Annotated in this window: 12 protein-coding genes; 8 read left to right on the top strand and 4 right to left on the bottom strand. The window is 28.1% G+C overall.

What is annotated here, in order from left to right:
* Positions 1-163: 163 nt before the first annotated feature.
* Positions 164-973, bottom strand: a complete 810-nt coding sequence (locus Q0V15_RS08045; RefSeq protein WP_297437785.1) for a MerR family transcriptional regulator — start codon at positions 971-973, stop codon at positions 164-166.
* 238 nt (positions 974-1211) lie between these two features.
* On the opposite strand from Q0V15_RS08045, the gene Q0V15_RS08040 reads away from it, so the two are divergent.
* On the top strand, positions 1212-1931 hold the full coding sequence (locus Q0V15_RS08040; protein WP_297437783.1) for a hypothetical protein: 720 nt from the start codon (positions 1212-1214) through the stop codon (positions 1929-1931).
* Between the two features lie 160 nt (positions 1932-2091).
* Positions 2092-3051 carry an exonuclease domain-containing protein gene (locus Q0V15_RS08035; RefSeq protein ID WP_297437781.1) on the top strand — a complete coding sequence of 320 codons (960 nt, stop codon included), beginning with the start codon at positions 2092-2094 and terminating at the stop codon, positions 3049-3051.
* A 123-nt stretch (positions 3052-3174) separates the two neighbouring features.
* Here the strand turns inward: Q0V15_RS08035 and Q0V15_RS08030 are convergent, their stop codons facing one another.
* Complete coding sequence (locus Q0V15_RS08030; protein WP_297437778.1) at positions 3175-4611, bottom strand: MFS transporter; 1437 nt, start codon at positions 4609-4611, stop codon at positions 3175-3177.
* A 471-nt stretch (positions 4612-5082) separates the two neighbouring features.
* Between Q0V15_RS08030 and kdpA the strand changes: the two genes are divergently transcribed.
* Genes kdpA through kdpC form a run of 3 tightly spaced genes read left to right on the top strand, consistent with a single transcriptional unit; the run spans position 5083 to position 9417 of the window.
* On the top strand, positions 5083-6741 hold the full coding sequence (gene kdpA, locus Q0V15_RS08025) for a potassium-transporting ATPase subunit KdpA (RefSeq protein ID WP_297437776.1): 1659 nt from the start codon (positions 5083-5085) through the stop codon (positions 6739-6741).
* Between the two features lie 15 nt (positions 6742-6756).
* On the top strand, positions 6757-8805 hold the full coding sequence (gene kdpB / locus Q0V15_RS08020) for a potassium-transporting ATPase subunit KdpB (protein ID WP_297437774.1): 2049 nt from the start codon (positions 6757-6759) through the stop codon (positions 8803-8805).
* Between the two features lie 12 nt (positions 8806-8817).
* Positions 8818-9417 (top strand): potassium-transporting ATPase subunit KdpC, encoded by a 600-nt coding sequence (gene kdpC / locus Q0V15_RS08015; RefSeq protein WP_297437772.1) that lies wholly within the window; start codon positions 8818-8820, stop codon positions 9415-9417.
* A 61-nt stretch (positions 9418-9478) separates the two neighbouring features.
* Here kdpC and Q0V15_RS08010 read toward each other — a convergent pair whose 3' ends face one another.
* A complete protein-coding gene (locus Q0V15_RS08010) occupies positions 9479-10546 on the bottom strand; it encodes a universal stress protein (protein WP_297437769.1) in 1068 nt (355 codons plus the stop codon).
* A gap of 74 nt (positions 10547-10620) precedes the next feature.
* Positions 10621-11145, bottom strand: coding sequence for a response regulator (locus Q0V15_RS08005; protein ID WP_297437767.1), 525 nt, complete (start codon positions 11143-11145; stop codon positions 10621-10623).
* Between the two features lie 105 nt (positions 11146-11250).
* Between Q0V15_RS08005 and Q0V15_RS08000 the strand changes: the two genes are divergently transcribed.
* The 3 genes from Q0V15_RS08000 to Q0V15_RS07990 form a co-directional block, all read left to right on the top strand.
* Complete coding sequence (locus tag Q0V15_RS08000) at positions 11251-12300, top strand: PAS domain-containing protein (protein WP_297437765.1); 1050 nt, start codon at positions 11251-11253, stop codon at positions 12298-12300.
* Between the two features lie 813 nt (positions 12301-13113).
* Positions 13114-13824 carry a cell wall metabolism sensor histidine kinase WalK gene (locus Q0V15_RS07995; protein ID WP_297437763.1) on the top strand — a complete coding sequence of 237 codons (711 nt, stop codon included), beginning with the start codon at positions 13114-13116 and terminating at the stop codon, positions 13822-13824.
* Between the two features lie 127 nt (positions 13825-13951).
* A partial coding sequence (locus tag Q0V15_RS07990; protein ID WP_297437761.1) for a hypothetical protein occupies positions 13952-14336 on the top strand: 385 nt, incomplete at its 3' end.

Raw genomic sequence — 14336 nt, 5'->3', positions numbered from 1 at the left:
AGCTATGCTTGTTTTATATGGTCTTATAAAAAAGAGAACTATTTTTAAATTTGCATTAACAGAAGTTGAATATGAAGCAGAAAAATAATATAAACGAAAACTAAAGGTAGCCTACTAATGGCTACCTTTAGTTTTCGTTTAATAAAATAGTAAAAGTTCTATTTTAATTAAGTAGAATTTTTATATCTGTAAAAAATATAAGTTCATTATTCTTTAAAACAAATGAAATTCTTTTTAGCAGTATCAGTGGTTCTTCAATTTTAAAATGCTCTAAGATGTTGAATATATGAGAATATATAACATTAAGAGTTCCTATGAATTTAAATGAAATACAATTATGTGGAAGGTCTATTTTTTTGAAATTTAAAATTTCATTATGCTTAGCATATTCTATAAGGTCATCATTAACATCATTTTTAAATATATAAATATTATGGTTTTTGCAGATAATATTATCTTTTAATATGTAGTCATTATAATAACTTTTATTTATTGCTTTATGCTTAAATGCTTTTATAAGATTTTTATTATAAAGTTTTTGATTATTTGATGCTAGATCAAGTTTAAAAACTTCAAATGATTTAGTTTCTATATTTATTGAAGATAAGTCATAGTTATTTTCAAAGTTTATCATTTCATTAAAGTTATTTTTATTAGAAGAAATATAATCTCTTAATCCTTCAAGTTTTTTAATTTTTTCAGTAAGAATATTTTCTTGTTCTATAAATATATTTTCATACATATTTAAATCTTCAAATTTAATTAGTTCTTTAATTTTTTTTATTGAAAACTCAAGTTTTCTTGCAGAGAGTATAAATTCTAAAATTCTAAGATCTTCCACAAGGTAAACTCTATAACCATTATCTTTATTAATCGTCGGATGGAGAAGCCCTATTTTATCATAATATCTAAGGGTATCAATGCTAATATCATAGATATCACTTACCTCACCGATTGAAAATTTAATATCCATGTAATCACCTCTTTTTTATCTAATAGTTTGATTTTTTTAATATAAATAAAATTCTATCATTTTGTATAATTAAAAGCTATTATTTTGAATTTTAGCTTTTCTAAAACTCTCTTCAATTAAAGATTTTTTAATGTTTTTTTGAAATTTATTTACATAATTTTAACTTTGAATTTAAATTCATATTACATTTTTCTTAGATAATAAAAGTAGATGACTTTTTTAGGAGGGGAATATAATTATGTACAGGAAAATTAAAAACTTTTTAATGGGGACTAATATAGATTTTATAAAAGAAGATATTTATGAGGGCGAGTATAATGGAGAAAATTATGAAGGGTATGGTGTGTATAAATGGAGAGATGGTGATAGATATGAAGGCTACTGGAGAAATAGTAAATTTGATGGAATAGGAAAAATGATATATTCAGATGGAGAAGTTTATGAAGGGAAGTTTATAGATGGTAAAAGAAGTATTGGAAAGTATTATTATCTAGGTGGAGATATGTATGAAGGTGAGTGGCTTGGTCTTGAAGTGCATGGAAAAGGGAAGATGCTATATTCAGAGGGGGCTGTTTATGAAGGATATTTTGAAAATGATAAATATCATGGAAAGGGGAAACTTACAATAAATGAAAATTACATATATAGTGGAGAGTTTAGATATGGCTATCTAGAGGGTTATGGAAAACTTTTAGATTTTGATAAGGAATATGAGGGTGAATTTAAAGAAAGTGAATATCATGGGTACGGAAAAATTTTATATGATAATGGTGATATTTATGAAGGAAGTTGGAATCATGGAAAAGAAGAAGGTAAAGGAAAGTTTATTTGGAGTGATGGAGCTATTTATGAGGGAAGTTTTAAAAATGGCAAAATGAATGGATATGGAAGTTTTAGACCTAGATATGGAAAGGTGTGCATAGGAGAATTTGAGAATGGTGAGTATGTAGGTAGGTAATTAAGATATAAAATAATAGTTAGATTATTAGTAAAGTATTTTGAATTTATTTCACCTTAAAAATAAACATAATAAATTAAAAAATTGGATTAAAAGTGTTATAATGGAAAAAGAGATGCGTTAAAAATATATTATGACTTGAAAGAAGGAAGGTTTTAGGGTGAAATTTATTTTTTTGGATTTAGAATTCAACCAAAAGTCAGGTTGGATTGTAGAGGTAACAAGGGGACAAGATATAATACAAGTGGCATACACAGTAAGAGATGAAAAATTTAATGAACTTAAATCAAGAAATGATTATATAAAATATGATTATAATGAGATTAGTCAAAAGGTTAAACTGCTGACAGGAATAACTTTTGATAATATAAGAAGAGGGACAAGCTTTGAAAAAGCAGCAAAAGAACTTTTTTCAGAAATTGATGTAAATAACTTAAATGATACATACCTAATGACATGGGGAGATAGTGATTTAAAGGTCTTAAAGAGAAATTTTTATAAATATAAGATAAATAGTAAAATCTTAGATAAAATAAATGTTATAGATGTTCAAAAAATATATATGAAAAAATTTAATTTAAAAGATCATCCATCACTTGTTAAAATGTTTGAAAAAGATTGCTATAATGCTTTTATTAATTCTAAAAGTACACATCATAATGCATATTATGATGCATATGCACTTATGGAAATTTCTAGAGAACTAGGGGTGGAGTATTTACTTAAGCATAAAGAATATGGAATTCTTGATAATACACCTTTAAAAGAATCAATGATTGATAGGTCTGTAAGAATAAAAATTAGTAATGAAAAGTTTAGAAAGCTTTATTCTAATAAGTGTAATTGTAAGCATTGTGGAAAGTTTACAAAGCTTATATTTAATGATTATATATGTCTTGATATTTTAAATGAACGAAGATATCATTCACAGATAAGGTATTGCAGTAGATGCAAAGTAGTATTTATAAAACGAGAAAATGTATCACCAAAGCATGAAATTATAAGCTTTAGAATGATAGCTATGGATGTGAAAGATAAGAATTATGCACTGTTAAAAAGAAATATTTTAAATCATAAATCAGGAGAAATGAAACTTGTAGATTTTTTAGAAACGGTATAATTGAAATGAATAAAAGAAAATAGCGTAAAGATTGATTATCAATCTTTACGCTATTTTTGCTTTAATGCACAATTCAATGTTGATATTTTTAGACGCATTAAAGTTTCAATTTAAAACTACAAATTACTTAGCCATTTTAATTTTCTTGTTATTAGTTAGCATTATGCTAAGTACAGTAATAGAACCAATTATAGAAATTATGGCGGCGATTGCAAAAACAACATTCATAGAACTTACAAATATACTAGGATGTCCAGGGATAAATCCTGTAACAATAAATCCAAGTTTATTACTCATAAGTTTATATAATAGGGATGTTCCAAATGTTATACCAATAATCATACCAAGGTTTCTAACAAGAGCATTTACACTTCCAGCAACTCCAAGTTTAGTTTTATCAACTGCTGACATAACTATTGAGTTCATAGGTGATTGGAATAATCCAGAACCAGCACCCATTATTAGAAGATAAATTATGATAATATAAATCTGTGTATTATCTTTTATAGTAGCCATAAGTATAAATCCAATAGCTGATATTATAAATCCGATAAGTGGTAATATTTCTTTTCTGATTTTATCAGATATACTTCCACTAAGAGGACCTGTAATTGTCATAGCTATAGGGAATACTACCATTAAGAATCCACTATACATAGGTGATATTCCTCTTACTGCCTCAAAATAGAATGGAAGTAGTATAGAATATGAACTTATAGCTGTAAACATAAGCAATGATGAAAATACACCTTTTGAGAATTGATGATTTGTGAAAATCTTAAATTCTATAAGTGGTGATTTAAGTTTTACTTGTGAAACTATAAATAATATAAATGATATTAGTGCAATAGCAAATCCTATAAGTATATGCATTTCTGTAAATCCATAAATACTTCCTTCTGTTATAGAAAGAATTAAAGGTACAATTGTTAATACAAATAAGATTGTACCAATAAAATCAAGTTTTGAATCTTTATGAATAGCATGTTTAACATTAGGTATTACTTTAAATGAAAGTATAGATGCAATAATTCCTATAGGAACATTTATAAGGAAGATGTACTCCCATTTAAAATCTGAAATAATTCCACCAACAGCAGGACCAGTCATAGTTCCAAGAGCAACTATAAGTCCTGTTATTCCAAGTGCCTTTCCTCTTTGATTTGCTGGGAATACTGAAGTTACAAGTCCTTGACTATTAGCCATGGTGCAAGCAGCTCCAAGTCCTTGAATTCCACGTGATATTATAAGCATTGTTATATTTTGTGAAATTCCACAAAGTAGAGAACCAATAGTGAAAATAATAATACCAATTCTAAAGACACTCGCCTTTCCTTTTAAATCTCCAAGTCTTCCAAATGTAAGTAAAAGACCAGATATAACGATTAAGTATGTTGTAACAGTCCATTGAACAGTTGACATAGAAACTGATAAATCTTTAGATATAACAGGTAGTGCAACATTGACGATACTTGCATCAAGTGTAGCCATAAAAGTTACAATTCCTATACTTATCAGTATAAACCAACGATTCTTATAAATTTCTTCTTGTGTTTTCATATATGTATAATTCCTTTCTTTTTTTCATTTATTCAAATAGTTGTTATTAGCAACTATAATGATTATAAGGTATATAGTTGAATAATGCAACTATATTTAAAGTGGTATTAACAAAATGAAAAAGATTATTAGATATAATTCAAAAATATTGCATAAATAAAAAAATGAAGGGTGGTTAATCTTTAAGATAATTTCAGAATTATGGCGTATATAAAAGATAAGTTACTATAAATGAGTGAATTTGAATGGGAATTGATAGGATAAATATATATATTAAGGGTTAAAATTAAAAATTTAAAATCAGTACAAAAATCAAAGGAAATGATAGTAAATATATGGAAAATAAAGGTAATGTAGAAGGGCGAAGAATTAGCGTATGGAAAAGAATTTAAACAAACTAAAGTGAGAGTTGTTTAGATAATTTTAAAGCGTATAATTCAATTTATAAATGAAGTATAGGAGGGGGATTTTATGGAGTGGATAGGATTGATTTTTTTAATTTTAGTCTTTATTATACTTTCTGTTTTGGTTGGAAAGTATATGTATTCTATTATGTTTAATAAGAAAAGTTTTGTAGATCCAGTTATGAATAAAGTTGATAATGTGATTTATAAATTATCGGGGGTAAAAAGTGGTGAAATGAATTGGAAGCAATATATTATTGCTTTACTAGTTACTAATTTAATGATGTTAGTTATTGGATTTGTTTTACTTATATTCCAACAATATATCGTTGGAACTGGTGAGGAAAGGTTTGTCCTAGATTGGCATACTACACTTAATACAGCAATTAGTTTTATGACTAATACTAATTTACAGAATTATGTAGGAGAAGTAAACTTAACTAATATAACTCAAATGATAGTTATTACAATGTATATGTTCACATCTGCAGCTACTGGATTTGCAATAGCAGGTGCTTTTATAAGAGGAATTACAGGACATGAAATAGGAAATTTTTATAGAGATATGGTTAGAATAATAACTAGACTTTTAATACCAGTATCAGTTGTTGCAAGTATAATTTTTATTTGGCAAGGGGTTCCACAGACATTAGAGGCTCAAACTATAATACAAACATTAGAAGGAGAAACTCAAACAATAGCTTACGGACCGGTTGCATCTCTTGAAAGTATTAAGCATTTAGGAACAAATGGGGGAGGGTTTTTTGGAGCTAATTCAGCTCATCCTTTTGAAAATCCAACACCAATTACGAATATGTTAGAGATTTTATTAATGATGTTCACTCCAGGGGCATATTGTTATATGCTTGGAAAAGCATGTAAAAGTAAAAAGCAAGGGGCAGTTTTATTTGGAGCAGCGCTTTTATTATTTTTAATTACTATTCCAATAATATATAATGCCGAGAAAGCTGGTAATCCAGCAATGAATGAGATTGGAATTGTTAATGATTTAGGAAATATGGAAGGAAAAGAAGTCCGTAATGGAGTTTTTGATTCATCACTTTTTACTGTAGTAACTACATCATTTACCACTGGATCAGTAAATAATATGCATGATTCATTAACACCAATTGGTGGGGCCGTTCCAATGTGGAATATGATGTTAAATTGTGTATTTGGAGGAAAAGGAGTCGGGATTTTAAATTTAATTGTGTATGCAATGTTAGGTGTTTTTATCTGTGGATTAATGGTAGGTAGGACACCAGAATTTTTAAGGAAGAAAATAGAAGGAAAAGAAATGAAGCTTATAGCAGGAGTCATATTATTACAACCAATTTTAATTTTAATTCCTTCAGCTATAGCGACTATGACTGGTCAAGCATCTTTGGAAGGATATCATGGATTTTCAGAAATGTTATATCAATTCTGTACATCAGCAGCTAACAATGGTTCGGGCTTTGAGGGCTTAGTTGATAATACTGTATTTTGGAATGTTTCAACTAGTTTAGTGATGTTATTAGGAAGATATGTATCAATGATACTTCTTATTATAATTGCAGGATCTATGAGTGAGAAAAAATTAATTTCAAGTGAAGCGATGTCATTTAAAACAAATACACCATTATTTATGGGGATATTAGTTTTTGTGATAATAATAATTGGTGCCTTAACATTTTTACCAGTATTAGTTTTAGGGCCAGTAGCAGAATTCTTAACTATGAGTTAGAAGGGGGTATGAAAAGTGAGAAAAAGCAGAAAAAAATTTGTTGATAGTAAAATAATGAAAAATGCTATAAAAGATTCTTTTAAAAAATTAAATCCAAAAGAAATGATAAAGAATCCAGTTATGTTTGTAGCTTACGTAGGAATGATAATAACTGCTATTTTGACTATAAGTCCTAAAATAGCAGGTGAAGAGGGGCATTTATATAATGGAATAGTCACATTTATATTATTTCTTACAGTAATGTTTGCTAATTTTGCTGAGAGTATTGCAGAGGGACGAGGTAAAGCGCAAGCTGATTCGTTAAAAAACACTAAAAAAGATACCAAGGCAAAGAGGGTATTGGATAAATTGGGAAATTATGAGATTGTTAGTGCAACACAATTACACAAAGGAGATATTATCCTAGTTAAAGAAGGTGAGATAATTCCAAGTGATGGAGAAGTGATAGAAGGAATAGCATCAATTAATGAGGCTGCAATAACAGGAGAGTCTGCAGCTGTTATAAAAGAAAGTGGTGGTGATTTTTCAAGTGTTACAGGAGGAACTACTGTCATTTCTGACTGGATTAAAATTGAAATAACATCAAATCCAGGAGAAACTTTTTTAGATAAAATGATTTCACTTGTTGAAGGATCAAAAAGACAAAAATCACCTAATGAAATTGCGCTTAATACTTTGCTTATAGCTTTAACAATTATCTTTATAGTTGTTGTTATAACACTTAAGCCAATTGCTAGTTTTGTTGGTGTAGAGATAGAGATATCAACTTTAATAGCGCTATTAGTTTGTTTAATTCCAACTACAATAGGTGGACTTTTATCATCAATTGGAATTGCGGGAATGGATAGAGTTACAAGATTTAATGTAGTTGCAATGAGTGGGAAAGCTGTTGAGGCATGTGGAGATGTTGATGTAATGATGCTAGATAAGACAGGAACTATAACATTTGGAAATAGATTAGCAGCAGAATTTATTCCAATTGAAGGTGTAGCTAAAGATGAACTTATAAAGTATGCAATGGTTACTTCTTTAAATGATGATACTCCAGAGGGGAGATCTATTATTGAACTTGGAGAAAAATTAGGTTTTAAAATAAATAAAGATGATTACAAGGATGTGGAATTTATAAATTTCACGGCACAGAGTAAATCAAGTGGAGTCGTTCTAAGTGATGGAACGGTGATAAAAAAAGGGGCATGTTCTGCAATATTAGAATATGTTAAAAATCATGGTGGAACTGTGCCAAAGGATATAAATATAATTGTTGATAACATATCTAAACTTGGAGGGACTCCATTAGTCGTATGTGTTAAAAATGAAATATATGGAAGTGTTTATCTTAAAGATACAGTCAAGCCAGGTCTAGCTGAAAGGTTTATAAAATTAAGAGAGATGGGGATAAAAACAGTAATGTGTACAGGTGATAATAACCTTACAGCAAAAACTATTGCAAAAGAGGCTGGAGTAGATGAATATATAGCTGAATGTAAACCAGAGGATAAAATAGAAGCAATTATACGAGAGCAAGCACTAGGAAAAGTGGTAGCTATGACTGGTGATGGTACTAATGATGCACCAGCACTTGCACAAGCTAATGTTGGACTTGCAATGAATTCAGGTACGGCAGCAGCAAAAGAAGCGGCAAATATGGTGGATTTAGATTCAGATCCAACTAAGATTTTAGAGATAGTTGGGATAGGAAAACAACTTTTGATTACAAGAGGAGCACTTACAACATTTTCAATAGCGAATGATATAGCCAAATATTTTGCTATAATTCCAGCGATGTTTACTGTAGCAATACCAGAAATGCAGGTATTAAATGTGATGAATCTTTCAAGTCCAAGGTCAGCTATAATATCAGCATTAGTATTTAATGCGATAATTATTCCACTTTTAATTCCTATAGCATTAAAAGGTGTAAAATATAGACCTATGAATCCAGATAAAATTTTGAAAAGAAACCTAAGTATATATGGATTAGGTGGGATAATAATACCATTTATAGGTGTGAAAATAATTGATATTATAATTTCACCAATACTAACTTTAATAGGTATATAGGGGGAGAAAAAAATGAGTTATGTAAAAACAGGGTTATTAATAAGTATAGTTATGATTATTTTATGTGGGGGAATATATCCTCTTATAATAACCGGAATAGGACAAACAATATTTCCATATCAGGCAAATGGAAGCATTGTAGAAGTAGATGGAAAAAAAGTTGGATCAGAGCATATAGGACAAATATATAATTCAGATAAATATTTTCAAGGTAGACTTTCTTCAGTAGTCAATTATAATATAAGTGAGAATAGTGAAGGAATTATAGCCTCATCTGGATCAAAAAATTTAGGGCCTACAAGTACAGAAATTAAAAATCGAGTAACAGCAGATGTGGAGGCTTTTATAAGAAAAAACCCAACGGTAAAGAAAGAAGAGATAGCATCAGAACTTTTAGCACAATCTGCATCAGGGCTAGACCCACATATAACTCCTAAAGGAGCAATAATTCAAGTAGATAGAATAGCTAAAGAAACTGGTATAGCAGCAGAAAGTTTGAAAAAATTAATTAAAGAAAGTACGGACGGAAAATTTATTGGGCTTTATGGAAGCGAAAGAGTAAATGTTTTAAATCTAAATATAGAAATTGATAAAATGTTAAAAAGTAAATAGTGAAAAGCTAACTATAGAAAGGTGAAATGAAATAAATCTTTTATATAGTTAGCTTTTTTCTTTAAGTTAGTGGAACTATTATAATTTCGATATTTTTAGCTTTTTCAAGAATCTTATTAATTGTAGACCCTCTAAAGAGTTTTTGTAGTAAAGTTCTCTTAGAATGACCTATTATAAGTTTAGTTATATGTTTTTTTGTTGCAAATTTTATTATTTCAGAAGAAACAGATGATCCATTTAATTCTATAATTTGTGCATTTAATTTTTGAGAAAGCTCAATATTATCTTTAAGAGATTTCTGATTTGCACCGGTTGTATCATGTGGTGAAAGATTATGTGTACAATTTACGTATACAACATAATATTCACATTTATATTTTTGGGATATTATAGATCCCATTCTAATTAATCTTTTAGATTTAGGATTACTAGAAATAGAAACCATGACTCTTTCCACTGTATGCCAATTTTCACAAAGATTATGATTAGTCATATACTCTTCAAGTTCTTCATCTACTTCATCTGCAATTTGACGTAGTGTTAATTCGCGTAAAGCATTTAGATTTCCTTTTCTAAAAAAATTTTTAAGTGATTTCTCAATTAATTCATTAGAATAAATATTACCTCTTTTTAATCTGTTTTGAAGAGCATCAGTAGGTAGGTCTATAACCATAACAGTTGCAGAGGCTACTATAAAATCTGGAATAGTTTCTTTTACTTTAATATTTGTTATTTGATTTATAATATCATTCAGACTTTCTATATGTTGCAAATTAACGGTAGAGTAGACATTTATACCATGATTGAGAAGTTCAAGAACATCCATATAACGTTTTGGATTTTTACTTCCTGTAATATTAGTATGTGCAAGTTCATCGACTAAAACAAGGCTTGGATTTCTTTGGATAATAGCTTCTAGATCCATTTCTTGGAATGTTTTTGAGTTATAGGTTATATTTTTAGTTGGAATGATTTCGAGGTTTCCAATTTGTTCAATTGTATTTTTCCGGCCATGACTTTCAAAATAACCTATAACAATATCCTCTCCTCTTTGATATTTTCTATTAGCTTCTGAGAGCATAGTATAAGTTTTTCCTACGCCAGGAGCATATCCTAAAAATAACTTCAAAGATCCTTTTTTTTCTTGTTTGCAAATATTTAATGCTTCATTAGGTGAAAGACGTTTATTACTATACATAATATTTACTCCTTAATATTTAAAAGTTTAGTTCCAAAATCTTTAAATAGTTTTCCTTTTTCAATTTGCCCATTTAAAGTAAGATAATCGCTAACTGCTAGATATCCTTTAGGTAAGTTGTTACTTGCTAAAAGAATATCAAGAATTACTTTCTCATCAGATATATCTGCATAAATGCAAAATAGCTCATCTAAAGTTTTTCGTATTGTATTTCCAGTAAAAGGTTTTTGAAGATAGGCTTTAGCACCTAAATTAGTAGTTGTAATAGCATTTTTTATAGTTCCAAAAGCAGTCATTATAATAACAGGGAAATCAAAACCTTCTTGTCTAATTTGTTCTAATAGAGCAGTTCCACTTATATTAGGCATTTTTATATCTATAAAAGCTAAGTCGAAATTTATAGTTTTTATTAAAGATAAAGCTTCAATAGCATTTTTGGCTTGATAAACTGAATAACCTTCATTCGCAAGGGTTTTTGAAAGTAATAATCGTATATTTTTTGTATCATCTACTATAAGAATAGTTTTCATTATAATATCTCCTTTAAATACTTTTAAATATATTATACTAATATAAAATAACTAATAATAGTATTTATGGAAAAATATACTATATAATTAATTGGGGGTGAAGAGATGATAAAAACTATAAAATCAAAAATATATTTAATACTTATTACATTTATGATATTAACAATTGGTAATAGTTTAGTTTCAATTGGATATTTTAATAAATTACAAAATTCAATAGATTCAATAATGTATGCTAATTATGATAGTATTGTTGCAACTCAAAATATGAAAGATGCATTAGAACGACAGGATAGTTTGGAGATTGCATTTATATTTGAAGATAATTTAACATTTTCATTAATGCATATTAGAAATCATGAAATATTTACAGAATGGTTAGAAAAAGCAAAAAATAATATAACAGAGGTGGGTGAAGATAAAATTATAAGTTCTATATCAAAAGGATATTTAGATTATAGTGAGAAAGTAAAAACACTAGAAAATTTAAAAGGAACAGATGGAATTGAAGAAGCAAGAAATTTTTATTATGGAGAAGTATTTCCTCGTTTTGAAGTTTTAAAGAGTCAGTTAACAACACTTTTAGAATTAAATCAAGAATCTATGGTTAGTATGAAAGAAGAATCTAAAGATTTAGCAATGCAAGCAAGTTACTATAGTATTACAATATTAGTACTTGTTTTAATTATTGGGCTTTCTACAATTGGGTATCTTTTAAAAAAAATAATTAATCCAATAGAAAACTTAGAAATAGGTATAAAAAAAGTTTCAAAAGGAGATTTATCATATGAAATCCCTCTGCAAAGAGAAGAGGGGACTAATTTTATATTACGAGAATTTAATAAAATGGTAAATGAATTAAAGGATTATGAAATACTTAATATAAATGAAATTTTAAGAGAGAAGCAAAAAGGTGAAGCTATCATTGAGAGTATAAATACTCCAGTAATAGTTACTAATAGTAAAAATTTCATAACTATGCTTAATAAAAGTGGTGAAAGGGTATTAGATATAAAAGAAAAAAATGCTGTTAATAGTCATTTTTTAGAAGTTGTTGATAATAAAGCACTTTTTAATATAATGAGAAAATCTAGAGAATTAATTAAGGAAGTTAAGTATTCAGAGGATATTGAAGTAGGTGCGACTTGTTGCTAGACAAAGATAAATGTGGGTTTATTATAAAACTAGCCTAACTATAATAAATAGTTAGAACTGTTATTACAATAGGTAGAATGATAGGGTAACTCCTTGAAATGCCTTCCCAAAGGATACGGATAGCGTTTAATTAAGTAAATAATTAAAGGTTATAAGCCCGTTAAATGGCCTGAGAGTATACCGTAAGTAGATGAAATATAATACCTACACGAAATGCGAACTAGAGGTAGTCGAGTATATGATAGGGCTAGGGTCTATAAAATATCTATGGTTAGGATGTTAAAATAGCTGACGAAATCGGGAATGTACGGGTCTAAATAGTAAATATTCAGAAATGGATATACCAACTAAGTTGTGGGGTAAGTGTGGATGAGTAAGATTCTATTTTATGAAAATCCATATAATGTTATAGGCATTATCAAGCTTACAGGCTTATACCGATGACCTACGGATATATGAAAAGATAGTTAATAATGGAACAAGGAAAGCTTGGAATATGGAGGTTTTACTACCAGTGAAGTATTGATAAGGAAAACGTAAGTATAACTTATCTTGATCCAAGTGAGAGTGGTGGCATAAAGCAATAATAAATATTCTAATGATATTTTAGCTATAGCCACTAGATGGTTTATAAATCGTTGGAACGCCGTATGAGCTGGAAACACTCACGTACGGTGTGAAGTGGGGGAAAACTTGGAGATGATTTCAAAGAGTTACCTATCACTATAAATAAATAATAAAACTTTTTATTATAGAGTTATAGCAAATCAAATTTGGTTTAAGAAAAAAGAAAATATAGGAACTGTAATAATAATGCATGATATAACTAAATTTAAAGAAGTTGAGATGTTAAAAACAGATTTTATAAATACTGTATCACATGAATTTAGAACACCACTTACATCTATAGCTATGGCTATTAATATGCTTATAGAAAGCGAGTATAGTGAGGAAAAGTTAGAACTTTTAAATATAGCTAAAGAAGAAGAGTTACATTTAGAGAAGTTAGTTAGTGAACTTTTAGATATTTCAAAATTTGAAAGTGGAAAAATAGAGATGGAATTTGAAAAAGTTGATATAAAAAAAGTATTGAAAGGGATTAAAAATACTTTTAAATTACAGTTAGAAGAAAAAAATATTAAATTAAATATAGAAATTTTAACAGAAAAAATTTATATAAAAGCAGATTTTAATAAAATTTCATGGGTTATGATTAATTTAATTGGAAATTCAATTAGATACACTGATATAGGTGGAATTATAGAAGTGGAAATTAAAGACATAGATAAAAAGATGCTAATATCAGTAAAAGATAATGGAAGAGGAATTCCAAAAGAATATATAGAGAAAATTTTTGAAAAATTTGTTCAATTAAAAATAGAGGATGAAGAAAGTAACGGAAGCACAGGTTTAGGTCTTGCTATATGTAAAGAAATAATAAAAGCACATAATGGAGACATTTGGGGTGAAAGTGAAGAAAATCAAGGTGCAACTTTCTTTTTTACTTTAAAATTAGAAAACTAAAAAAATATAAAAAATTTATAAAAAGGTAAATTTTAATATGCAAACTCATAATATGATATAGAAGAGAAAGTAGTTAATCTATTATAATGTTTTTACTAAATATAAAAAATCATAGGGAGTGATAAATTTGAATAAAAAAATAAAAATATTAATAGCTAGTATACTTCTTATATCATCATTTTCATTTATTGGATGTATAAGTGTAGAAACTGAAGTATCTCCAGAAAAAAAACCATCTATAGAAGAAAATGAAGAAGATAGTAAGGATGGAGATTTAGACTTTAAGCCAGAAGGTGATAAAGTGAAGCCAGATGTAAAACCAGATATTAAACATGATGTAAAGCCAAAGCCAGATATTAAACCAGAAGAGGCACAGTATAGCTATAAATCTTATTCTGTAATTAAAGATGCAGCGTATTTAGAATATATAACAGTATCAGGTGAAAAAGGTAGTATAGTACAGCCAAATAGGATTTTAAAGGAATTATATACAGGGCTTAGTATTGGTAAAG

This window comes from uncultured Clostridium sp. (assembly GCF_947036855.1).
Classification (GTDB): Bacteria; Bacillota; Clostridia; order Clostridiales; family Clostridiaceae; genus Sarcina.
The sequence above is the reverse complement of the archived record's forward strand: the minus strand, read 5'-3'. Positions and strand labels throughout refer to the sequence as shown.